The following is a 23,531-nucleotide window of genomic DNA, read 5'->3' on the forward strand; positions in this document are numbered from 1 at the left end:
CGTCGCGGCAGGATGAGAGCCGGGTCAGATACGGGCCATACAGGGGAAGTGCATTGGAAGACCAGCCGGAGCAGTCGCCCTCGAACTGGCATGCCCGCGAAGCGCGGGACGTCGCGGATGAGCTGAAGAGCCACACGGACCACGGGCTGTCGCAGGATCAGGCCGGCGAGCGGCTGCAGAAACACGGCCCCAATCGTCTGCCCGAAGCGGAGCAGGCCGGACCGCTCAAGCGCTTCCTGCTCCAGTTCCACAATGTCCTGATCTATATCCTGATCGCGGCGGCCGTGGGCACTGCGCTGCTGGATCACTGGCTGGACACCTGGGTGATCCTCGGGGTGGTCCTGATCAACGCCATCATCGGCTTCGTGCAGGAGGGCAAGGCGGAAAAGGCGCTGGATGCCATCCGCGACATGCTCTCGCCTCAGGCGGTGGTGCTGCGCGACGGCCAGCGGCGCACCATCCCCGCCGAGGAGCTGGTCCCGGGCGATATCGTACTGCTGAACGCGGGTGACCGCGTGCCGGCGGACCTCCGCCTGTTCTCCGTGCACAACCTGCGCGTGGACGAGGCCGTGCTGACCGGCGAGTCCCTGCCGGTGGACAAGGAGACCGAGCCCGGCCCGGAAAAGTCGGACCTCGGCGATCGCCGCAACATGGCCTTCTCCGGGACCATGGTCGCCTACGGGCAGGGCCGCGGCGTGGTGGTGGCCACCGCCGAACGCACCGAGATCGGGCATATCACCACCATGCTGGGCGAGGTCGAGAAGCTGACCACGCCGCTGCTGGCCCAGATCGCCCAGTTCGGCCGCTGGCTGTCGGTCGGCATCGTGGGCCTGGCGGCACTGACCTTCGCCTTCGGCTACTGGGTGCGGGACTACGCCCTGGTGGAGACCTTCCTGGCGGCGGTCAGCCTGGCGGTGGCCGCGATCCCCGAGGGCCTGCCGGCGATCATGACCATCACCCTGGCGATCGGCGTGCAGCGCATGGCCATGCGCAACGCCATCATCCGCCGCCTGCCCGCGGTGGAGACCCTGGGATCGGTCACCACCATCTGCTCGGACAAGACCGGGACCCTCACGCGCAACGAGATGACGGTGCGCACCATCGTGACCACCACCAGCGTGACCTCGGTCTCCGGCACCGGCTACGCCCCGGACGGCGGCTTCTCGCGCGACGAAGCCGAGATCGACCCGCAGGAGGATGCGGTGCTGTCGCGGGCGATCCATGCGGGGCTTTTGTGTAACGACGCCGAACTCCATCATCGCGACGGCCAGTGGTTCATGGAGGGGGCGCCCACCGAGGGCGCGCTGGTGACCCTGGCGGCCAAGGCCGGACTGGATCCGGCGTCGCATCGCGCCGAACACCCGCGGGCCGACGTCATCCCCTTCGACTCCGCCTACAAGTACATGGCCAGCCTGCACCATGACCATCACGGCAACGGCTGCATCTTCGTCAAGGGGGCCCCGGAAAAGCTGTTGACCATGTGCGGCAAGGAGCTGGGGCCGGAGGGTGAACGCCCGCTGGACGAACGTGCCTGGCGCGAACGGATCGACGCCATCGCGCGCGGCGGGCAGCGCCTGCTGGCGGTGGCGATCCGTTCCACCGACGCCAGCCAGACCGCACTGCAGGACTCGGATCTGGAAGACCAGCGACTGATCCTGGTGGGGATCTTCGGCATCATCGACCCGCCCCGCGACGAGGCGATCGAGGCAGTGCGCAAGTGCCGTGAAGCCGGCATCCGGGTCAAGATGATCACCGGCGACCACGCGGTAACGGCGAAGGCCATCGCCGCCGAGCTGGGCATCCGCGCCCGTGGCGGCGCGATGGACGGGCAACAGATCGAGGCCGCCTCCGACGAGGAACTGCGCCGGCAGGTGCGCGACGTGGACGTGTTCTCGCGCGCCACGCCCGAACACAAGCTGCGTCTGGTCACCGCCATCCAGGCCAACGGTCAGGTGGTCGCGATGACCGGCGACGGCGTGAACGACGCCCCGGCGCTCAAGCGCGCCGATGTCGGCGTGGCCATGGGGATCAAGGGCACCGAGGCCTCGCGCGAGGCCTCCGAGATGGTGCTGGCGGACGACAACTTCGCCTCCATCGCCAACGCGGTGGAGGAAGGCCGCACGGTCTACGACAACCTGAAGAAGGCCATCCTGTTCCTGCTGCCCACCAACGGCGGCCAGGCCTTCACCATCGTCGCCGCCATCCTGCTCGGACTGACCCTCCCGCTGACTCCGGTGCAGGTGCTGTGGGTCAACATGGTGACCGCAGTGACCCTCGCCCTGGCACTGGCCTTCGAGCCCACCGAGCCGGGGGTCATGCAGCGCCGGCCTCGACCGCCGGGTACGCCTCTGCTGTCCGGATTCCTGCTGTGGCGGGTGGCCTTCGTCTCCGTGCTGCTGGTCGCCGGTACCTTCGGCCACTTCCTGTGGCTGGAGCACCAGGGTGTCCCCGATGACTTCGCCCGCACGGTGGCGATCAACACCCTGGTCATGGGGCAGCTGTTCTTCCTGTTCAACAGCCGCTACATCCTCGAGCCGGTGTTCAACCGCGCCGGGCTGCTGGGCAGCCGCGCGGTGCTGATCGCGGTGGCCGTGCTGATCCTGCTGCAGGGCCTGTTCACCTACGCCCCGCCGCTGCAGTTCCTGTTCGGCACCGCGGCCATCGGCCTCGAGGAATGGCTGCGCATCCTCGCCTTCGGCGTGATCCTGTTCGTGCTGGTCGAGACCGAGAAAACCATCCTGCGCCGCCGCGGGTTCGACCCGCACGGTCAGGGCAAGGCCGGTACCCGATCGAACCAGGGCGACACCGTCTCGAGCTGACCGGCAAGACTGAACAGACCGGCCTCGCCGGTCACCGGTGCGACGAACTGTACGCCCACGGGCAGGTTGTGCGGGGTCCAGTGCAGGGGTACCGACATCGCCGGCGCGCCGGTCAGATTGGCCAGCTGGGTGAACGGGACCCGTCCCAGCTCGTCACAAGCCAGGCGCTCGATCAGCCCGGAGGCCCGCAGCAGCGGGAGCGTCCCCGACCGCAGCACGACCTCCAGGACCGTGCGCTGCCACCCGGGCAGTGCGGTCTCCCCGATGCGGGGCGGCGGCCGTGCGACCGTGGGCGTCAGGTACAAGTCGTATTGCCGGTGGAAGTCGTGCATCGCGTGCCGGTAACGGTTCCAGCGCTCGTGCGCGGCAACGTAATCCGCCGCGGACAGCGAGCGTCCGAGCGCCGCCATCACCCGGGTCTCGAGCTCGAAACCCGCAGCACCCGCACCGGTACGCTGGCGCACCCGCTCCACCATCGCGGCTACCTGGCCGAACCACAGGGTCAGCCAGTCGCGCGCCAGCTGCTGACCGTCGATCGCCGGTTCCGCCTCCTCGACGCGGTGACCCAGCCCCTCCAGCAGGCGGGCCGTCCCCTCCACGGCCGCATGGCACTCAGGATGCACCTGCATCCCGATGGGCGAACGGGTCGCATACCCGATGCGCAAGGAACCGGGTACGGCCGCCACCGCCTCGGAAAACGGCCGTGCGGGCGAGCCCCCGAGCGCGGCATCCAGCAGTGCCGCGCTGTCGCGCACGCTGCGGGAGATCACATGATGCACCGCGGCACCGTGCATCCATTCGGAAAACGCCGGACCCGCCGGCGTACGCCCCCGCCCCGGCTTGAACCCGAACAGACCGCAATGCGAGGCGGGGATGCGGATCGAACCGCCGCCATCGTTGGCCCCGGCCACGGGGACGATGCCGGCCGCCACGGCCGCGGCCGCGCCCCCGCTGGAGCCGCCCGGCGACAGCGCCGGATCCCAAGGGTTGCGGGCCGGGCCGTGGACCACGGGCTCGGTCACCGACCGGGCGCCGAACTCCGGGGTGTTCGTCCGGCCGAACACCACCAGCCCCGCCGCCCGCCAGCGGCGGGTGATCCCGGCTTCGACCTCCGCACTCGCGCCGGCATCCCGCAGCGCACGACAGCCCCGGTCGCTGCCCTCGCCGGCCAGCTCCTGAAACAGGTCCTTCACCAGGAACGGAACGCCGGCGAACGGCCCGGCCGGCGGATCGGCCTCCGCCTCCTCGCGAGCCCTGGCATCGCGGCGGGCCACCACCGCATTGAGTTCCGGGTTCACGGCATCCGTGCGCGCCAGGGCGCACTCCAGCAGCTCCCGCGCCGTAGTCTGCCCGTCGGCGACGGCCGCCGCCATGGCCATCGCATCCATTCGCCGATACTCTTCGAAATCCATCCGCGGCTCCCGGCACGTACCCGACCGCGATGTTACGGGTATCCGCTGTCCCCGGCAGCCCACCGGGCCATCGGTACGGATCCTGGCCCGGCCGTACGTGGTCTTACGGGAGTCGATCCGGAACAACGGTCACCGGAGGTCACATGCTGCAGGCCCGATACCGACAGACCCCGGGAACGCTTTGCGTACTGGCCCTGGCCCTGTGGGGGCTGCCCGCACCGGCAGACGATAACGCGGCGACGGTAGTCTGGGAGGAACCGGTCGAGGTCGCGCGCGGCGAGGCCTGGCGTGGCCCCTGGCGCATGAACGATTCGGACTTCCGTTATGTCGATGACGCCTCGGTGGCCATCAACGACCACGGCGAGGTGGTGGTCGTCTGGACCGACCAGGCGGAACAGGCCCTGTTCCTGCAGCGTTATGACCGCGAGGGCCATGCGATCTTCGACCGTCCCACGCGCATCGGCGGGGAGCCGGACACCTTCTCCTGGCTGCCGCGGGTCGCGATCGAGCCGGATCCGGAGGACCCCGACGGCTTTACCGTGCATCTGCTGTGGCAGGAGATCCTGTTCACAGGAGGCGACCACGGCGGCGAGATCCTGTACGCCCGATCGCACGATGGCGGTCGCAGCTTCGAGGACCACAGGAATCTTTCCCGCTCGCGTGACGGGGCCGGCAAGGGCCGCATCACCGCGCACCGCTGGGACAACGGCAGCCTGGACCTGCTGCTCGGGGCCGACGACGAGGTGATCGCCGCCTGGACCGAGTACCGGGGGCCGCTGCGCGTCGCCCGCTCCACGGACGCGGGCGACGCGTTCACCGATCCGGTCACCGTGAACCCGGATGGCGACGCGCCGGCACGCGCCCCGGCGCTCGCGCAGGCGCCGTCCGGTCGCATGCTGCTGGCCTGGGCAAAGGGCGACCGCCCGCAGGCGGACATCCGCATCGCCTTCTCGGACGATGCGGACGAAGGCTTTTCCGCACCGGCCACCGCGCTGGAACACCCCGGCCATGCCGACGCGCCGTCGCTGGTAGTGGACACGGACGGCGTGGTTCACCTGGCCTTCGGGGCGATCCCGGCCAACGACCTGGAGGATTATCGCCAGCCCCACCATCGCCGGCTGCATGTCAGCCGGGCGGAGGCCGACACGCTGGAGTTCGCGCCACCGTCCCGCCTGGACGCCGACGACTGGCCCGGCAGCTTTCCCACACTGGCGCAGGACGACCACCGCCTGTATCTGGTGTGGCAGCGCTACCCCCATCCGACGGATCGCCCCCGGGGCCTGGCATTCACCCACGCGCCACGGGAATCCGCGGCCTTCGGTCCCGTCGAACCGGTCCCCGGCACGCTGGACACGCCCTACAGCGGCGGGCTGCAGGGGCAGCTGAAACGACGTCTGGCGGTCAACCGCTACGGCGAGATCGCGGTGGCCCGGAGCCGCTTCATGCCCGGCCAGCACAGCGACATCCTGCTGATTCGCGGCCAGATCGAGGAGGAACAATGACATCCGGGGCCTACTCACTGATGATCCACGGCGGCGCGGGGGCGCTGCGCGAAGTGCAGGACGCGGCGGCCGCCGAGGCGTATCACGCCGCGCTGCACGCGATCCTGGAGGCCGGCCGCGAGCGCCTGGCGCGGGGAGAACGCGCCCTGGATGCCGTGGAGTACTGCGCGGCGCGGCTCGAGGACGACCCCCTGTTCAACGCCGGCACCGGCGCCGCCCTGACCCGCGACGCCACGGTGGAACTGGACGCCGCAATCATGGATGGCGCGGCTCTCGCTGCGGGGGCCGTCGCGGCGGTCCGGGGCATCGCCAACCCGGTCCGCCTGGCGCGGGCGATCCTTGAAGACGGGGAACACGTGCTGCTGGTCGCGGACGGCGCCGCCGCCTTCGCCCGCGAGATCGGGATGCCGCAGGTGGACGAGGAGTCCCTGATCACCCCGCAGCGGCGGGAACAGCTGGAGCGTGCCCTGCGCCAGGGCCGGGTCACGCTGGATCATGACGAGCCCGCGCCCGGAACCATCGGCGCGGTCGCGCGCGATCGCCACGGCCATCTGGCTGCGGCCACCTCCACCGGCGGGATGAACGGCCAGCGCCCGGGCCGGGTCGGCGACTCGCCCATCCCCGGCGCGGGCGTGTACGCGGACGATGCCACCGCCGCCATCTCCGCCACCGGCCACGGCGAGGATTTCCTGCGCAGCGTCTTCGCCAGAGACCTGGCCGACCGCATCCGCTATCTCGGTCTGGACGCCCGCGAGGCCCTGAGCACAAGCCTGCAGCACCTGCACGAACGGATCGGCGGCTACGGCGGGGCCATCGCGATCGACCATGCCGGGCGCTGCGCGGCCGGCACCACCACCCCGCGCATGCTCCACGGCTGGATCGAACACGGAGGCCCGAGCCGTACCGGCATCGAGCCCCCGCCTCTTCCGCCTGCCCGTTGACCGGACCACGCCGCGGGCCCCGGAACGGGGTTGCCCGCCGAACGGGCCTCACCCACCGGGGCTCAGCGTTCCCGCCGTTCCGCGGCCGCGTTCCAGTGCCGCCCCATGCGGCTGCCCAGCCAGCCCCCCGCGATCCACAGCACCAGCGACACGGCCACGTACAGCGCGGCACGACCCGGATTGCCCGACTGCATCAACCACAGGCTTTCCAGACTGAACACCGAGAAGGTGGTGAACCCGCCACAGAACCCGGCCAGCACGAACTGCCGCGTCACCGGGTCGGCCGGGCGACAGCCCTCCGGCGCACTGATCACCGCATACAGCCCGATCAGCCAGGACCCGGCGATGTTCACCGCGAGCGTATCCCAGGGGAACCCGGTGCCCACCAGGTGCAGCCCGGTCCACGACAGGCCGTAACGCGCCATGCTGCCCAGCGCGGCCCCCAGCGCGACGAACGCGGACAGGCGGACGTCATACCCCGTCATGCCGCCCCGCCCGCCGCGCGAGCCAGACCATAGCCCAGGGAAACCAGCATCAGCCCGCCGGCCAGCGCCAGCAGGATGTAGAGCACCGCCGGGCGCAGGCCGTCACGCTCCGCCACGCCCACCACCTGCAGGCTGAACGACGATACCGTGGTGAAGCTGCCGAGCACGCCCACCACCAGCAACAACCAGAGCCAGGAGGTCAGCGCCGGCCCGGACACCCGGCCCAGCGCCAGGCCGATCAGCAGCGCACCGGAGACGTTCACCGCCAGCGTCCCCCAGGGGAACCGACCGCCGCCGGTACGGTTGTCGATCCACTGCACGAGCCAGAAGCGCGCCAGCCCGCCCAGTGCACCCCCCGCTCCCACCAGCAACAGGCCCTGCCACCACGTGATCATCGGGTCATTTTCGGGTCCGGTCATCGCGCTGTCGAGCCACCGCCCCGCCCGCAGGCAGACCACCAAGCTTCCCGCCGGCCGGAATGGTAAAGTGCACGCCCTGATTACCCCGACAAACGCTTCGCAGGAGCATCATGGCGCAGTACATCTACACGATGAACGGCGTGGGCAAGATCGTCCCGCCGAAGAAGTACATCCTCAAGGACATCAACCTGAACTTCTTCCCCGGCGCCAAGATCGGCGTACTGGGCTATAACGGGGCCGGCAAGTCCACCCTGCTGCGCATCATGGCCGGCGTGGACACGGAGATCGTCGGCGAGGCGCGGCCGCAGCCGGGCATCGAGATCGGCTACCTGCCGCAGGAACCGCACCTCGATCCGGAAAAGGACGTGCGCGGCAACGTGGAAGACGGGGTTGCCTCGGTAAAGGAGGCCCTGACCGAACTGGATCAGGTGTACGCGGCCTATGCCGAGCCGGATGCCGACTTCGACGCCCTGGCCGCGAAGCAGGCCGAACTGGAAGCGAAGATCGAGGCCGCCGACGGTCACAACCTGGACCGCAAGCTGGAGGTCGCGGCCGACGCCCTGCGCCTGCCGCCGTGGGACGCCGACGTGAACAACCTCTCCGGCGGCGAGCGCCGCCGCGTGGCGCTGTGCCGGCTGCTGCTGTCCAGCCCGGACATGCTGATCCTCGACGAGCCGACCAACCACCTGGATGCCGAGTCCGTGGCGTGGCTGGAGCGCTTTTTGCAGGAGTTCCAGGGCACCGTCGTCGCAGTCACCCATGACCGCTACTTCCTCGACAACGTCGCCGGCTGGATCCTCGAGCTCGACCGTGGCCAGGGCATCCCGTTCCAGGGCAACTACTCGCAGTGGCTGGAGCAGAAGGAAAAGCGCCTGAAGCAGGAAGAAAAGGCCGAGGCCGCGCGGCAGAAGGCGATGGAAGCCGAGCTCGAGTGGGTGCGTTCCAATCCCAAGGGCCGCGGCGCCAAGAGCAAGGCCCGCCTGAAGCGCTTCGAGGAGATCGCCTCCAGCGACTACCAGAAGCGTTCCGAGACCAAGGAGATCTACATCCCGCCGGGTCCGCGTCTGGGCGACAAGGTGCTGGAGGTGGACAACCTGTCCAAGCACTACGGCGATCGCGTGCTCTACCAGGGCCTGTCGTTCAACGTGCCGCGCGGTGCGCTGATCGGCGTGATCGGCCCGAACGGCGTGGGCAAGACCACCCTGTTCCGCATGATCTCCGGACAGGAAGAACCGGACGAAGGCACCATCGACGTCGGCGAGACCGTCCAGCTGGCCTACGTGGACCAGAACCGCGATGCGCTGGAGGACGAGAAGACCGTGTGGGAAGAGATCTCCGGCGGTCAGGACGTCATCCGGGTCGGCAACTTCGAAATGCCGTCACGCGCCTATTGCGGCCGCTTCAACTTCAAGGGCCAGGACCAGCAGAAGCGCATGAAGGAGCTCTCCGGCGGGGAGCGCAACCGCGTGCACCTCGCCAAGCTGCTGCAAAGCGGCGGCAACTTCCTGTTGCTGGACGAACCGACCAACGACCTCGACGTCGAGACCCTGCGCGCACTGGAAGAGGCCCTGCTGGACTTCCCCGGCTCCGCGATCGTGATCTCGCACGATCGCTGGTTCCTCGACCGTATCGCCACGCACATCCTCGCGTTCGAGGAAGATGGCAACGTGGTGTTCTTCGAAGGCAACTACCAGGAGTACGAGGAAGACCGCCACAAGCGGCTCGGCCCGGAGGCCGACCAGCCGCACCGGGTCAAGTACAAACGCCTCGCGGACTGACCCTGCCGTCCCCCGAAGGCCCGGCCCCGCCGGGCCTTCATTCCATTGTGCTCAGCCGTTCATTCCTTCTCCGAGAGGCGCAGCCGACCGAGGCGCCGTACCTGAGGACTGGTGGACAGATCCGCAGGCAGGATCGTCGCCGGATTCGGATCGGGTACCGGGTGCGGACTGAAGCCCCCCGCGACGAAACGGCGTTCCTGCCGCAGTCGATGATAGGCCCCGACCAGTTCCTCTTCGTTGACGGGTTCGGGCATCACCGCCTGACCCTGCCCCATTGATCCGGCACCGCGTGCCTCCAGCCATTCGCGAACCAGTTCCCGGACATCCACATCGGGGAAGGGCTGGTCGAGACGGGCGGCGACCACGATGGTGGGCGCCAGTTCCGCCTGGCGCATCGCCTGATAGACCAGTTCGCTGCAGACCATATGCTCCGGGTCGAAACAGATCAGGTGATCGACCAGTTCGCGCAGCAGCCAGCGCAGACAGCCGTCTTCCGGAATCCGGTCACGCACGACCGCGACGGCCGCCAGCTGCACCAGCATGTCCACGGGGTAATCCACGCCGACCTGCTGGCTTGCCGCCCGGGCCAGTCGCTCCCGTTGCACCTCGTCCAGCGGGTTGCCGTCATCGGCGGTTGGGCGAAAGACCTCAATGAAGTGATAAGCGTCGGTCTGACGCAGTCGCTCGTCGAGCGCCACCATGCGTGACCGTGGCATGGCCGCCTCGACGAAATGGGTGTCGGAACACATGACCGCCGCATGGCTGTAGACCGAATCACCGAACCAGGCGATCAGATCCGAAAGCGAGCTTCTGCCCCGCATCAGCAGGATATCGCCTGCCCGCAGCTCGGTGGTGTCAATATACGGTTTCATCGTGGACATCCCTCCCTGTCGACTCGAAATCCACCGGGTCGGGGGCACGGACCACACGGTTGCGGCCACCTCCCTTTGCCCGATAGAGCGCATCGTCCGCCCGCTCTAAAAGATGCTCCAGCGATTCGCCATACCCCCGATGGGCGAGGCCGATCGAAACCGTGAGATGAATCTCATGCCCGTCCACGCGCCTGCAGTCCTTGCTGACCGCCTCACGCAGGGTCTCGGCAACTCGACTGGCGTCACCGAGATTCTCCTCCAGCACCACAACAAACTCCTCGCCGCCATAACGCGCGACCAGATCGTGCTGACGCAAATGGCGCTGCAGGGTACGGGCCGCCTCCTGCAGACAACGATCGCCGAAGGCATGGCCATGGGTGTCGTTCAGAGCCTTGAAGTGGTCCAGATCGACGAACAACACGCTCAGTGGACGATCTGCCAATTGCGCGCCCTGCGCCAGCTCCTGCAGACGTTCGTTCAGCCGCGCCCGGTTCGGCAAGCCGGTCAGGGCATCGGTGACTGCCCGCCGCCGCGCCTGATGCATTTCGCGCTCGGCATGGCGTGCCGCCAGGGCACCGGCGAGAACCAGCACCAGGGCGCTGGTCACATGCGTGGCGGGGTGGGCGTATTCCAGCCACCCGGGCGTCCCTTCGCCCATCAGGAAATGGCCGGCGCGAGCCATCACCACCACGGTCACGCCTCCCCAGCCCACGAGATAGAACCACGCCTGACCGACACCGGCGCGTGCCTGCAGAACGGCCACCCCCAGCGTGATCGTCGCGAGCACCAGCAACAGGAGGTTCATCCACCCCGCAAGCCATGCACCCGGGAACACCAGCCCCGCCAGCAGGAATCCGGCCACCACCCACAGCAGGCCGCGAAACACCCGCGCCAGCCGCGGGAAGGCCCGGCGAATGTCGAGAAACAGGTAGAGGGCGGAAAACGCCGCCAGAGTGCCGATACTCGCAACCAGGCTGGCCGCCTGTAGCGCGACGCCCCCATCGACGGGCCCGGGCCAGAGCACCAGCGCTTCCCCGCTCAGAACCGCAAAGTACACCCCGCCAAAGAACACCCACACGCCCAGAAGCCCGTGCGCCAGACGTCGCAGGGTCGCGGCGAAGATCGCGCTGACCAGGCCAAGAAGCACACTGGCCGCCAGCACTGCGGAGGTAAAGCGCACGCGTTGACGATCGGACTCGAGGTAGGACGACGCCGATGTCGCACTCAGACCGATGGGCTGTGAACGGGCCTCGAGGATCCGGAAATAAACGGGATGATCCGGACTCGCGGACTCCAGCTCCAGTGCGAGACGGTGCCGGGAACCGACTACCGGGGCGTCAGGGTCGAACAGTTCCAGTGTCTCCGGTCGGTAATCTGGCGGGCGGTACACCACCAGACGCGCATCGAACACCTCCCGCAGCGCCAGCACCCGGGGCTCACGGTTGTCCTCCCGCGACTCGAACCGCACCCGCCACCAGCGGCTGTGATCGCGCTCGATGGCCGTTCGCCCCGGCTGCGCCTCCCAGTCCAGCTCGGCCAGGGCCGCGGCATCCGGGTCCTCCGGGACGGCCTCCTCTGCCAGGGAATCGATGTGGAGGTTCGCGTCGGCCACCGACATCGCCGGGACGAGGGAAAACAGCAACAACGCACCCCGCAGGATCACGCCAGTCACGAATCCCGCGCCTCCCGGACACGGCACCCTGCTCCCGTCTTCTCCGCGCCGGCCACCCCAGGGATCATGCAGACTTCAAACCTTTCCGAATTTAACGCCCTAAAATACCACACCCCGGATCAGGTAGAGCCGCGAGCACTCACCCTTGACCACACCATTGGCGAGGAATAACACTTGAACCCTGCGGCAAACGGAGAGCGAGCTTGTTTCGGTATTTCGGCTTTGGCTCCAACCTGGATCTGATCTCGCTGCGGGCCAAGGGAGTGGAGCCGGTGCGCTCGCGGGCCGCCATGCTCCACGGCTGGCAGCTGCGATTCAATGTCCGGCATTTCTTCCGCCACGAGGGGGGCGTGGGCAACATCGAGCCCTCGGCAACGCCCGGCGACCGCGTGGTGGGCATCCTGCACGAGTGTCCGGACGACAGCCTGCCGGCCCTGGACAAGGTCGAGGCGAAAGGAGTCGGATATGACCGCATCGTGGTCGAGGTGGAGACCCCGGAGGGTAGCGAAAGCGCCTATGCCTATCGCGGGCGGCCGGATTTTCTGGATGATCGCTGCCAGCCCAGCCAGCGCTACCTCAACATCCTGATCCGCGGTGCCGAACGCGCCGGGCTCGATCGGGAACACATTGCCCGGCTGCGCGCCCAGCCAACCCTCGCCGTCGAAGACGCCCCGCCGTTCGAGCACCCCCCTGGCAGCCACCCGCGCTTCGATGCCCGATCGCTGCCCGAATATCCGCATTTCACCGCCCTCTACGGGGCCGTGTTCGACATGAGTGACGCCCGGCCCGCACACGCCTGGCTCAGGGACTTCTTTGGCGGACAGGACATGACCCTGTTTCACCTGCGTCGCATGGACACCAGCGACGGCTCGGAAACCCTCGAGGATCTGCGCGTTGATCGACTCGGACCGGCCCAGCGCCAGTACCTGTACAACTATCTGCGGGAATACGACCGCGAATATCGCTATGTCGGGCACTTCGACTACCATTGAGACCACAGCCCCGGCCTGCAAGGAACCCGCATGAGCACACTCCCCGCAGCCCTGCCACACGGCACGCTCGAAGAAGTCCATGACGGCGTCTTTTTCGTCACCGGTGCCATGGAAACCCGTCTGCTGGATGCCGACTGGAAATTCAGCCGCAACATGACCGTGATCCGCGACGAAGACCGCCTGATCGTGGTCAACAGCGTGCGTCTGGACAGCGAGGGACTGGCGGCACTGGAGAAGCTCGGGCGGGTCACCGACGTGGTCCGCCTGGGGGCATTGCACGGTCGGGACGACCCGTTCTACGTGCAGCAGTACGGCGCACGTTACTGGGCCCTGCCGGAAATGACCCACGAAACCGGCCTGGCGGCCGACCACCCTCTGGACCCGGGCGGGGCCCTGCCGGTGTCCGATGCCGACCTGTTCGCCTTCCGGACTACCCGGATCCCCGAAGCCATCCTGCACCTCCACCGCGACGGGGGCATCCTGGTGGCCTGCGATGCACTGCAGAACTGGACGGCTCCCGACACGTTCTTCTCCGACGATTCCCGCGAGCGCATGCGTGAAATGGGATTCTTCACCCCGGCCAACATCGGACCACTCTGGCTGCAGAACGCCGAACCCGGTGCCGAGGATTTCGATCGCCTGATCGAACGGGACTTCCGGCATGCACTTTGCGGACACGGCGAGCCCCTGCGCGACACGGCCCGCGAGGATTATGCGGCGACGTTCGAACGCATCTTCGGGCCCGCATCGTCACGCGAATGAGCGTCCCGCACGCGGTCATCGTCCCCGCCGCATGCCCCGACACCCGTTAGCCGCATGGTCACCGAGGCCCCGCGGCTGACCGGATACCGGGTCGGGCCCGTCCTGCGCCGCGACCGCGAACGCGTGCTTTACCACGCACGCGAGGAATGCTCCGGGGAAGAACGGGTCATCGAGACCCTGGCCTCGGATTATCCGTCGCGGCGGCAGCTGGCGGAGATCCGCCGGGACGGACGCATCGCCCGCGCACTGGCGGACGTCGACGGGGTCCTGCAGGTCCATGCCGTGGAGACCTGTGGCCGCGGACGCACGGCGCTGGTGACCGAGCCGGTGACGGAGACCCTGAGCGACCGGCTGGCGCGGGCACCCGACGGCCGGGTGCCGCTCGCGCAGGGGCTGACCATGGGCGGTCGCATCGCGGAGATCCTGGACGGGCTCCATGCCCGGGGCATGGTGCACAAGGCCGTCACCCCCGACCATATCCGTCTGCCCGCCGACGAGGATTCGCCGCGGCTCACCGGGTTCGGTCTGGCCTCGGAGCTCGGGCGCGAACGCCAGGGTTCGCTGGAGGCCGGCAGTCGGGCGCCCCTGCCCTATCTCTCGCCCGAACAGACCGGGCGCATGAACCGCGAACTGGATTACCGCAGTGACTTCTATTCCCTGGGCGTCACGCTGTTCGAGGCCCTTGCCGGACAACGCCCGTTCACCGCCGAGGGCGTCCTCGAATGGGTTCATGCCCACATCAGCCAGACGCCTCCGGACCCCGGCGACCTGGCCCCCGATCTCCCGCCCGCGGTTGCGCGGATCCTGCTGCGGCTGCTTACCAAGGATCCCGAGCATCGCTACCAGACCGGCGCGGGTCTGGCGCGCGACCTGGCCGAGTGCGCCGAGGCCGTGGCGTCCGGCACTGGGCTCGAGGACTTCGAGCCAGCGCGGCATGACCGGCCTTCCCGCTTCCTCCTGCCGCAGCGGCTGTACGGCCGGGAACGGGAGCTGGACGAACTCGCGGAGCTGTTCGAATCGGCCGCGGCGGGCGGCACCGAACTGTGCCTGGTGCATGGCTACTCCGGCGTCGGCAAATCCGCCCTGGTCAACGAGATCGACCGCCCGCTGGTACGGGAACGGGGCTTTTTCGCGCGGGGCAAGTTCGACCAGTTCCATCAGGGCGCCTACTCCGCAATGGCCGCCGCCTTCCGCACCCTGGTACAGCAGCTGCTGGCCGAACCGGAGGCGCGGCTTGCACGCTGGAAGCAACGGCTGAACGAGGCGCTGTCTCCCAACGCTCAGCTGGTGCTGGATCTGGTCCCGGAACTGGAACTGATCATCGGCCCCCAGCCACCGGTCGCCGAGCTGCCTCCCGACGAGGCACGCAACCGCAACCGCATCGTGCTGGCCGACTTCGTCCGGGTTTTTGCCGGCCGCGGGCACCCGCTGGTCCTGTTCATCGACGACCTGCAGTGGAGTGACGGTCCGACCCGGGACCTGATCAGGCAGCTCGCCCTGTCACGCGATACCGACCACCTCCTGATCATCGGCGCCTATCGCAGCAACGAGGTGCCCCCGGGTCACCCCCTGCACCAGGCCTTCGAGGCCGTGCGCGCGGGGCGCCCGGTCCACGACCTGCCGGTCGCTCCGCTGGACCGCGACTCCATACGCCGTATGGTGGCGGATACCCTGCAGGACGACGAGGCGCGGGTTCGCCCGCTGAGCGATCTGGTCCACGACAAGGCCCGGGGCAACCCGTTCTTTACCGGCGAGCTGCTGCAGACACTGCATGACGAAGGCGTCATCCGTCCCGGTCCCGACGGCGGCTGGACCTGGGACACGGAAGCGGCCCTGTGGGCGGGACTGAGCGGCGACATCGTCGAGTTCATGATCGACAACCTGCGCAAGCTGCCGGAAGCCACCGGCCGCGTCCTGCAGCTCGCCGCCTGCATCGGCAACACCTTCGAACTCGAGACCCTGGCGGTGATCAGCGAATGCCCGGCCACGGAGGTGGCCGAGACCCTGATGCCCGCCCTGCGCCAGCACACCATCGTGCCGCTGCACGCCGACTATCGCCTCGTGGGACACGCCCCGGACGACGGTGCGCCGGAAGAGAACCGGTGGAACCCGGTCTACCGCTTTGCACACGACCGCGTCCAGCAGGCCGCCTACCGCCTGTCGGATGCGCGCGAGATGACCGGCGTGCATCTGTCCATCGGCCGCCTGATGCGCCGGCATTCCGGTGACGCGATCGAGGGCGACCGTCTGATGGAGATGGTCCGCCATCTCAATGCGGGACGCTCACTGATCGAAAATCCCGAAGAACGTCTTGCGCTGGCCCGTTTCAACCTGCGCGCGGGGATACGCGCGCGCAACGTGGCGGCCTACGAAACCGCCTACGAACTGCTGCACGTCGGCCATACCCTGCTGCCCGAACCGACAGACGCCACGCACCCGGAACTGGCGTTCGAACTGGCCCGGGAGCTGCAGCAATGCGCCTATCTGACCGGCCGGCAGGACGAGGCCGAGGAATGGGCCGGGCTCCTGTTCGACCACGCCCCCGGGACCTACGAAAAGGTGGAACTCCTGTCCACCCGCACCCGCCAGTACGCAACGCTTGGCCGCATGGAGGCCTCCATGCACACGGCCATCGAGGGCCTGCGCCTGTTGGGCGTGGAGATCCACGAGGATCCCGGCGACCGCGAGGTGGCCGAAGAGCGCGCACGCATCACGGAACATCTGGGGGATCGGGCGATCGCCGACCTGCTGGACGCCCCGAACGTCGAGGACCGTTCCGTGCTCCTTGCCATGCGCCTGCTGATGGAGATCTTCCCGGCATCGTTCCTGTCGGGCAGCGGCAACCTGTTTCCCTATCTGGTCTTCAAGGGCGTGAATCTGTCCCTGCGCCATGGTAACTGTCCCGAAGCCGCCTTCATCCACGCCGCCTACGGGATGCTGCTGTGTGGCGAGCTGGACGACCCTGCGCTGGGGCTCGAATACGGACGTCTGGGTCTGGCCATCAACGAACGGTTCGACGACCTCGCCCTGCGGGCACGGGTGATCTACGTCTACGCGATGTTCATCCACCACTGGAGCCATCACTGGTCCAGCCTGACCCCGTGGTTCCGGCGGGGCATCGAGGCCGGCCACCAGTCCGGCGATCTCCTCTATCTGGCCTACAGCGCCCAGGACTGCGTGATCTGGGATCCGGCACTGGACCTGCCGGAGGCCACGCGCCAGCACGAGGAAAACATCGCGATCGTCCGCGAATGCAACTATCGCGACTCGCTGGATTCGGCCACCCTCTTCCTGCAGATGCAGTACGCCTTTCAGGGCCTCACGCAGGACCCGCTGTCGCTGAGCGACGAGCGGTTCGACGAACACGCCTGCCTCGACGGCATGCACCAGCGCCAGTTCATGACCGGAGTGGCCAACTACCACATCTACAAGGCCGAGGTCGCGGTCCTGCACGACGCCCCCGAGCACGCCCTGGAGCACCTGGCCCGCCGGCAGCGTCTGATCCGTTCGGCCATGTCTCTGCCGCAGCTGGCGCGCTTCTACCTGCTGGATTTCCTGGCCTGCGTCCGGGTCCATCCCGATCGCGTCACGACGCCCGACGACCCGATGCGGCACCAGCTGCTGGAAGACCTGGACCGGATCCAGCGCTGGGCCGACCACTGTCCGGACAACTTCCTGCACCTGCAGTATCTGATGGAAGCCGAGCTGGAACGCCTGTCCGGCAGCGACGAACCGGCCATGGAACGATACGAGGCCGCCATCGAAGCGGCCGCGGCCAGCGGCTTCATGCGCGACGAGGCGATGGCCAGCGAACGGGCCGCATCGCATCTGCTGGCCCGGGGGCGCCGCCGTGCGGCCGAGGGCTACCTGCGGGCCGCCCACCGCCTGTACGCGCGCTGGGGAGCGCGGCGCAAGGTGCGCCTGCTGGAGGAACGGCATCCGGTCCTGGAGGAGATCGCCGGCCCCGGCAGTGATCACGGCGATGACGCCCTGGACCATAAGGATCTTGATCTGGCTTCAATCATGAAGGCTTCGCGCGCCATCTCCGGAGAGATCGAGACCGAGAAGCTGCTGCGCACCAGTCTGGAGATCCTGCTCGAAAACGCCGGCGGCCAGTGGGCCTGTCTGATCCGACGGGACCGGGGCCTGCCCGGCGTGGAAGCCATGGTCGGGGAACTGCCGCAGGCACCGCCCGGCCCCGAACCCGAACCCGAACCCGAACCCGAACCCGGACCCAGCCCCGGCGCCATCACCCCCGACGGCAGCGGCATCGCCCTGCCGATCTCCCTGGTCAGTCACGTCCTGGGCAGCGGCGAGCCCGTGGTCCTGGACAACGCCAGCCAGGAGGGGGCCTTCACCGACGACCCCGCCATCGCCGCGCGCCAGGTGGTTTCCGTGCTCTGCGTACCCCTGGGACGGGAACGCTTCGTCGGGGCGCTGTACATGGAAAACAACCTGACCGCCGGCGCCTTTCCCCCGGACCGCGCCGAGGTCGTCCGTCTGCTGGCCGCCCAGGCCGCCGTCGCGCTTGAAAACGCCCGCCTCTACGAACAGGTTCGGGAGTATTCCCGCACCCTTGAGGACCGCGTGGCCGAACGCACCCGCCAGCTCGAGGAAGTGAATCGCGAGCTGCAGAACCTCGCCGAGCGCGACGGCCTGACCGGTCTTGCGAACCGCCGGCGCGGCGACGACTACCTCCAGGAACAGTGGGACCGCCTGGGGCACGAACAGCGGCCCCTGTCACTGATCATGTTCGACGTCGACCATTTCAAGCCCTACAACGACCACTACGGGCACCCCGCCGGCGACCACTGCCTGATCACCATCGGCAGCATCATCCGCGAGACCCTCGACGACCCGGAACAGCTGGCGGTGCGCTATGGCGGCGAGGAGTTCATGGTGATCCTGCCCGGCATCGACACCGATGCCGCGCATGCGACGGCCGAGCGGCTGCGCGGGGCCATCCTCGAGCAGCAGCTGCCGCACGAATATTCCACGACCGCGGACGTGGTCACGGTGAGCATCGGGACCGCCACCCGGACCCCTTCGGGCCGCGGGGGACGTCAGGATCTGATCAACGAAGCCGACGAAGCCCTCTACCGCGCCAAGAAGGCCGGCCGCAACCGGGTCGTTGGCCCCGCCGACACCCGGCCACCGGACCCCGCCCGCGAATCCGGCCCGTCATGAACCAGGGGCCTGTTGGCCCGCAGACAGAGAGGGACTTCATCCATGCCAGCACCCCGTACCTGCATCCACAACCGCCCGGTGCTTTTGACGGTAGTCATGATCGCCATGGGCCTGGGCAGCGGCATTCCCGCCATGGCCGACAACCCCGGAGCCGTCGAATATGACCTGGGACCGGAGCCGCATATCCGCGAGCTCTACCCCGACGCATCCTGGCTCCCGGAGGCGTACGCCAGCGACTACGAGGACCTGACCGCAACCATCGAACATTTCACGACCCAGTCGCTCGAGAGAGACGGCGTCCCCGACCCCGAGGTGTCGGTCAGTCTGGTTGAAGGTGAAACGGACGAACGAGTCAGAGTCCGCATCCAGCCCGAGAACGCGACGACCCGTCGCTATGCGACCGTGCATCCAGCCTTTCTTGATTCGGAGCACGCCGCTCAGGCCCGCCGCGGGGTCGAGGCCTGCAAGGCCCGGGAAGGCTGCTGGGACCCGCATCCACAGGCCGGTGAGCCCTGGACCCTGTTTCTACCACTGGGCCTGCCTCTGGCGAGCCAGCGCACCGTACTTTTCCTCGATTATCCCCCGATCCCGGCCCTCACCGGACAGGACTATCTGGAAAACTACACGATGTGCCGATGGGGACGGATCATGGGGGCCGCAGGCGCAGAGAATCCGGATGCCTTCCAGACCATCGTGGACGCCCGTCCGATTGCAGCACCGGGCACCGGCCAGACCGGTTACCTGCCGGATCCCGTGGAATGGTTCGATGACCGCACCGGTCCGGGCGGAGACTTCCTTCGGCCGATGCTGCGACTCCTCGCAACGCAGCCCGATGAATCACGGCCAGTAGCGGTATTCGGCGCCGATGCCCGCCGCACCTGGGCCCGCATGATCGGGCGAGACACGGTCCGTGTGCTCGACACCGGCTCGACCTCCCTGGCCCCCGACGCTCCGGCAACCCCCTGGATTGCCACCAACCATCCGGATGTCACCTCCTACAACTGCTGTCCGGACAACCCGAGCGAAAAATGTGGCCGCGGATCGCTCAACCTGATTGAGGACGAGGAGAAGGATTTCGTGTCCGCATGCTGGCTGATCGCCATGGCGGAAGACCCCGGGGCTTCACCCGAGGCCGTCCGGAAACAGTGCGAGGATCGCTGGTCCGGAAAACCGTCCGCCGAGGACCGTCAGTCACTGTGCATCCAGGTCAAGCTTGATACCAACGACCCGGAAGCCGCCTGTGATTCATTCACCGAGGCCTGGAATTACTGCTCGGCCCATGAGGCCAACGCCTGTGCCAGCCATGATTGCCGGTACGACCCCAACGACATCCGGGATCCCGTGCCCCCGCCCGCCCGGCGGCCCGCCGGGTGGGACGAGACCTGCAATCACTACCGGTGGGGTGACCGCGGGTTCGACTGATCATAGGGCGGCGTAAAGCTCGGACCGTCCTGGCGTGGCTCATCCGCCTGCAACACGGATTCAAAGGAAGGGGCATGAGCCATGCGGTCTCCCAGGCACCATGAACATCGCGGGACCCCAAACCACTGGAGCAGGGTTGCGCCGAAGGAGGTCGAGTCAAACGGCACCGTTCCGCCGGATCGGATCACGCTCCGCTCCCGAATCCACGGCGACACCATAATGGCAGGCACCCGGGGGCCCATCAGGTCGTAACGGAAACCATCCACGCCGTCATTCGGCCAGGGCTTGCGTGCATAGGGCGGAGATACGTGATCGTAGGTACCTCCGTTCTTGTCGAACGTAATCACCAGCAGCGTGTTTTCCCAGGCGGGCCCGTCGCGTAGCGCCTCATAGATTTCGTTCAGGGTCCGTTCCGCGGGCACCAGGTCACTCCCGGGATGGTACGAGGTAGAACCGGACGGGGCGATCCAGGCCGGCTCAAGGTAACTGAAAGCCGGGAGTTCGCCGCGACGGGCATCCGTCTTGAATTGCTCGATATCCGCCAGGTACCGCGACGGCTCCGCATCCAGTGACGGAACCTGACCACGCAGGAAGAGCTGCCGGGTAAAGACCGCGCCCTGCCAGAGCACCGCGTTGTAAATCTTCCAGTCGGTGATGCCATGACTCCAGAGCAGCTTCCAGATCGACTGGCGGCGCGGATAACACGGCCAGTACTGATAAGCATTGCCGCCCTCCCAGGTCCCCAGCCGATTGAATGCCGAGCCGGTGAGCGAAAAGGCTCGATTGACATCGGTTCCTCCCGGAATCGACGAAAACCATTCATCCGAGACGGCGAAATGACGTGCCAGTCCATTGAGCACCGGGAGCTGTTCCGGGCTCAGTGTCTGCATCACCTGATCGTCTGCCGTATTGAGGATGAATCCCTGCATATCCGGCGGCTCGCCTCGCCAGTAACCGGATATGTCCGAAAACATCTGCTGCAGACTGTCGCTGGTGTGATGAAACGGGTCCTGCCCGGGGGCGTCGAGATCCCATTCCTCGCTCAAAACACCGTCGTGAAACTGACTGACGTGCACCTTGCGGTCACCATGCCAGTTTAAATCCTCGGTGGTCGCACCGTCAAAAGGATCCGTACGACCAATGAAGTGGCAATCCCGTCCACCATTCTCGTACAACCAGCCACACACGTTGTCGAAAGACCGGCTTTCGAGCATGTAGTACACAACATGCCGAATCCTGGAACGCATGAAATCCATCGTCCCGGGAATCACCGCCTTGCCACTATCAATGCGGGGCGAGGCCTCGAATGCCACAAGCTCCGAGTCGGGGCCCATCGCCGCGGGGAGTCGACCTTCCCGCACGGGCCCCGCGAGGAGCTCCTCAAGATCCGGATCCAGGGTCCAGAGCCGGTAACGACCATGACCGGGGCACCAGTCCAGGAGCTGGTTACCGACCACCGTCAGCTCGTGGCCGTCATCGATCTCGTTCCAGGAACCCTCCCGGATCACCGGAAGGGACAGCGGGTTGTCGAGCTGCGGGTCAAAGCTCCACAGACGGAAACGCCGCCCTCCGGGGAGACGCTCCAGGACATAATCGCCCATCGGAAGCAACGTGTGACCCTTGCGGATCAGCGGGAACGCTCCTTGCCCGCGGGTAAACTCCCCCTGTGCGGAATAGGGCTCCGGGATCGGATCTTCGCTCCCGGGGGCATCGGGCCGGGGATCGAAATTCCATAACTCGAAGGTGCCCCGACCACGGGTGGGGATCAGACACAGCACGAAACTGCCAACCGGCACCAGATCCAGTTGCTGCCCTTCGTCGGGATCATCACCGTAATGCGTGCGATGTCCAAGGAACTTGTTCTGTTCCCAGAACCCGCCCTGCACCAGAGGCCCCAGCAGTGGATTGGCCAGTGAAGGATCGAACTCCCTCAGCGCGTAGGGATAGCCGGATACACCATCGCGTTCGCCCAGCGGGCCCCATTGCAGCAGATAGCCTCCGACGCGGGCCATGCGCCAGTGACGATCGAAGCTTGCCCCTCCGGTCTCGTGCAAGGGAATGAACGGGTCGTCCGCGTGCGGGTCCAGCCGGTAGAAGAGACATCGGTCATCGTGGCGGTTGCGACAAACCAAAACCACTTCACCCGAATCGTAACGAACATCCATGATCCCCCCTCGTTTCCTTGCGCTTCGGCCGTCACTCTCTCACGCCCGGTCGCGCGCCCCCAAACCGGCGGTACACCCACCGCACCAGGCGGTGGGTGAGCCACCACATCACGGTGCAGAACAGCACCACGAACGCCAGCCACAGCTCGGGCGCGACCCATTCCTGCGGCTGGCCGTGCGGGCCCAGTACCCAGTTCAGGTTGCCCCCCTCCTCCGCGACCGCGTAGCTGGCCAGCAGGACGCCCCAGCCAATCGGCAGCCACCACTTCCAGGCCTGCGCGTCGTAACCCAGGCGCCAGACCATCCAAAGCAGCGCGAACGGCAACGGCAGGTGATAGAGGGAAAGCAGGCGCACGTGCAGCGGGATGTCGGTGTTGTACATGTAGTGCACGGCACCGATGACCGGATTGCCTAGCAGCAGCAGGCTGAGCACCAGGTCGAGGACCCAGACGAGCTCCGGCAGCAGGACCGCGACCAGCAGCATGGAGGCGAGACGGCGGTTTTCCAGCCAGGCGGCCGCGCAGCCGGCCACCAGCGCGATGGAGGACAGCCAGAGGAAGTTCAGCGGCCCGTATTCCTGCAGGTACACCGGTACCAGCACGGCGAGGAAGGCGAGCCAGCTCAGCTTGAACCACAGCGGGATCATCGCGCGGCGGTCTCCGTTCGACCAGTCTCCATCATGGAGGGTCACCCGGTGCCTGTCATCGCGCGCCGGCAAGGCACCCTCCTGCGGAGGTGCCGTAGGAGGCCAGCCGCTGGCCGATCCGGCGCCGGAGATGGGCCGAACGCACAATCGGCCGGAGGGCCGGCCTCCCACCGGGGGCAGGGTTCGACCCGTAGGAGGCCAGCCCCTGGCCGATCCGGCGCAGGAGACAGCCCGAACGCACAATCGGCAGGAGGGCCGGCCTCCCACCGGGGGCAGGGTTCGCCCGGTAGGAGGCCAGCCTCTGGCCGATCCGGCGCCGGAGACAGCCCGAACGCACAATCGGCAGGAGGGCCGGCCTCCCACCGGGCGGCAAGGTTCGCCCCGCAGGAGGCCAGCCTCTGGCCGATCCGGCGCAGGAGACAGCCCGAACGCACAATCGGCCGGAGGGCCGGCCTCC

At 67.7% G+C, this 23,531-nt stretch carries 15 protein-coding genes; 8 read left to right on the plus strand and 7 right to left on the minus strand.

All coding sequences use genetic code 11. The annotated features are described in order from the left end of the window. Nucleotides 1–53: 53 nt before the first annotated feature. On the plus strand, nucleotides 54–2,819 hold the full coding sequence (locus C998_RS0108790) for a cation-transporting P-type ATPase (RefSeq protein ID WP_018870493.1): 2,766 nt from the start codon (nucleotides 54–56) through the stop codon (nucleotides 2,817–2,819). Here C998_RS0108790 and C998_RS0108795 read toward each other — a convergent pair. Continuing rightward, nucleotides 2,768–4,231 carry an amidase gene (locus C998_RS0108795; protein WP_018870494.1) on the minus strand — a complete coding sequence of 488 codons (1,464 nt, stop codon included), beginning with the start codon at nucleotides 4,229–4,231 and terminating at the stop codon, nucleotides 2,768–2,770. The genes C998_RS0108790 and C998_RS0108795 overlap by 52 nt on opposite strands. A gap of 143 nt (nucleotides 4,232–4,374) precedes the next feature. On the opposite strand from C998_RS0108795, the gene C998_RS0108800 reads away from it, so the two are divergent. Together C998_RS0108800 and C998_RS0108805 are read left to right on the plus strand one after the other, a co-directional pair. Beyond that, the gene (locus C998_RS0108800) at nucleotides 4,375–5,733 is read left to right on the plus strand and encodes a sialidase family protein (RefSeq protein ID WP_018870495.1); all 1,359 of its coding nucleotides are present in this window, start codon (nucleotides 4,375–4,377) and stop codon (nucleotides 5,731–5,733) included. Beyond that, on the plus strand, nucleotides 5,730–6,674 hold the full coding sequence (locus tag C998_RS0108805) for an isoaspartyl peptidase/L-asparaginase family protein (protein ID WP_018870496.1): 945 nt from the start codon (nucleotides 5,730–5,732) through the stop codon (nucleotides 6,672–6,674). Before C998_RS0108800 ends, C998_RS0108805 begins: the two co-directional genes overlap by 4 nt. 62 nt (nucleotides 6,675–6,736) lie before the next feature. Here the strand turns inward: C998_RS0108805 and C998_RS0108810 are convergent, their stop codons facing one another. Both C998_RS0108810 and crcB read right to left on the minus strand, forming a co-directional pair. Further along, on the minus strand, nucleotides 6,737–7,159 hold the full coding sequence (locus tag C998_RS0108810; protein WP_018870497.1) for a CrcB family protein: 423 nt from the start codon (nucleotides 7,157–7,159) through the stop codon (nucleotides 6,737–6,739). Further along, nucleotides 7,156–7,578, minus strand: coding sequence for a fluoride efflux transporter CrcB (gene crcB / locus C998_RS0108815; RefSeq protein ID WP_026279551.1), 423 nt, complete (start codon nucleotides 7,576–7,578; stop codon nucleotides 7,156–7,158). The genes C998_RS0108810 and crcB overlap by 4 nt, the downstream gene beginning before the upstream one ends. Before the next feature lie 110 nt (nucleotides 7,579–7,688). Between crcB and ettA the strand changes: the two genes are divergently transcribed. Beyond that, complete coding sequence (gene ettA, locus C998_RS0108820; RefSeq protein ID WP_018870499.1) at nucleotides 7,689–9,356, plus strand: energy-dependent translational throttle protein EttA; 1,668 nt, start codon at nucleotides 7,689–7,691, stop codon at nucleotides 9,354–9,356. A gap of 59 nt (nucleotides 9,357–9,415) precedes the next feature. Here the strand turns inward: ettA and C998_RS0108825 are convergent, their stop codons facing one another. Together C998_RS0108825 and C998_RS0108830 are read right to left on the minus strand one after the other, a co-directional pair. Continuing rightward, the gene (locus C998_RS0108825) at nucleotides 9,416–10,228 is read right to left on the minus strand and encodes a YiiX/YebB-like N1pC/P60 family cysteine hydrolase (RefSeq protein ID WP_018870500.1); all 813 of its coding nucleotides are present in this window, start codon (nucleotides 10,226–10,228) and stop codon (nucleotides 9,416–9,418) included. After that, entirely contained in the window at nucleotides 10,212–11,900 is a 1,689-nt protein-coding gene (locus C998_RS0108830) for a diguanylate cyclase (protein WP_231364972.1), read from the minus strand. Before C998_RS0108830 ends, C998_RS0108825 begins: the two co-directional genes overlap by 17 nt. A gap of 203 nt (nucleotides 11,901–12,103) precedes the next feature. Here C998_RS0108830 and C998_RS0108835 point away from each other — a divergent pair, with 203 nt between their 5' ends. From C998_RS0108835 to C998_RS0108850, 4 genes are read left to right on the plus strand one after another with little or no spacing between them, the layout of a single operon-like run. Beyond that, entirely contained in the window at nucleotides 12,104–12,892 is a 789-nt protein-coding gene (locus tag C998_RS0108835) for a gamma-glutamylcyclotransferase family protein (RefSeq protein ID WP_018870502.1), read from the plus strand. 30 nt (nucleotides 12,893–12,922) lie between these two features. Next, nucleotides 12,923–13,654 (plus strand): hypothetical protein, encoded by a 732-nt coding sequence (locus tag C998_RS0108840; protein ID WP_018870503.1) that lies wholly within the window; start codon nucleotides 12,923–12,925, stop codon nucleotides 13,652–13,654. A 54-nt stretch (nucleotides 13,655–13,708) separates the two neighbouring features. Then, on the plus strand, nucleotides 13,709–18,841 hold the full coding sequence (locus C998_RS0108845) for a diguanylate cyclase domain-containing protein (RefSeq protein ID WP_018870504.1): 5,133 nt from the start codon (nucleotides 13,709–13,711) through the stop codon (nucleotides 18,839–18,841). A gap of 42 nt (nucleotides 18,842–18,883) precedes the next feature. Then, entirely contained in the window at nucleotides 18,884–20,263 is a 1,380-nt protein-coding gene (locus C998_RS0108850) for a hypothetical protein (protein WP_231364973.1), read from the plus strand. On the opposite strand, the gene C998_RS0108855 is transcribed toward C998_RS0108850, so the two are convergent. Both C998_RS0108855 and C998_RS0108860 read right to left on the minus strand, forming a co-directional pair. Further along, the gene (locus C998_RS0108855; RefSeq protein WP_018870506.1) at nucleotides 20,233–22,428 is read right to left on the minus strand and encodes an alkaline phosphatase family protein; all 2,196 of its coding nucleotides are present in this window, start codon (nucleotides 22,426–22,428) and stop codon (nucleotides 20,233–20,235) included. The two genes, C998_RS0108850 and C998_RS0108855, sit on opposite strands and share 31 nt — an antisense overlap. A gap of 31 nt (nucleotides 22,429–22,459) precedes the next feature. Further along, nucleotides 22,460–23,074, minus strand: coding sequence for a hypothetical protein (locus C998_RS0108860; protein WP_018870507.1), 615 nt, complete (start codon nucleotides 23,072–23,074; stop codon nucleotides 22,460–22,462). Nucleotides 23,075–23,531 lie beyond the last annotated feature (457 nt).

It is taken from the genome of Thioalkalivibrio sp. ALgr3 (assembly GCF_000377325.1).
Lineage (GTDB): Bacteria > Pseudomonadota > Gammaproteobacteria > Ectothiorhodospirales > Ectothiorhodospiraceae > Thioalkalivibrio.

Bases quoted from the DNA above. Each gene is read 5' to 3' on its own strand.
- C998_RS0108795 (WP_018870494.1), bottom strand. From the start codon at position 4,231: ATGGATTTCGAAGAGTATCGGCGAATGGATGCGATGGCCATGGCGGCG.
- C998_RS0108800 (WP_018870495.1), top strand. From the start codon at position 4,375: ATGCTGCAGGCCCGATACCGACAGACCCCGGGAACGCTTTGCGTACTG.
- C998_RS0108805 (WP_018870496.1), top strand. From the start codon at position 5,730: ATGACATCCGGGGCCTACTCACTGATGATCCACGGCGGCGCGGGGGCG.
- C998_RS0108810 (WP_018870497.1), bottom strand. From the start codon at position 7,159: ATGACGGGGTATGACGTCCGCCTGTCCGCGTTCGTCGCGCTGGGGGCC.
- crcB (WP_026279551.1), bottom strand. From the start codon at position 7,578: ATGACCGGACCCGAAAATGACCCGATGATCACGTGGTGGCAGGGCCTG.
- ettA (WP_018870499.1), top strand. From the start codon at position 7,689: ATGGCGCAGTACATCTACACGATGAACGGCGTGGGCAAGATCGTCCCG.
- C998_RS0108825 (WP_018870500.1), bottom strand. From the start codon at position 10,228: ATGAAACCGTATATTGACACCACCGAGCTGCGGGCAGGCGATATCCTG.
- C998_RS0108840 (WP_018870503.1), top strand. From the start codon at position 12,923: ATGAGCACACTCCCCGCAGCCCTGCCACACGGCACGCTCGAAGAAGTC.
- C998_RS0108845 (WP_018870504.1), top strand. From the start codon at position 13,709: ATGGTCACCGAGGCCCCGCGGCTGACCGGATACCGGGTCGGGCCCGTC.
- C998_RS0108850 (WP_231364973.1), top strand. From the start codon at position 18,884: ATGCCAGCACCCCGTACCTGCATCCACAACCGCCCGGTGCTTTTGACG.
- C998_RS0108855 (WP_018870506.1), bottom strand. From the start codon at position 22,428: ATGGATGTTCGTTACGATTCGGGTGAAGTGGTTTTGGTTTGTCGCAAC.
- C998_RS0108860 (WP_018870507.1), bottom strand. From the start codon at position 23,074: ATGATCCCGCTGTGGTTCAAGCTGAGCTGGCTCGCCTTCCTCGCCGTG.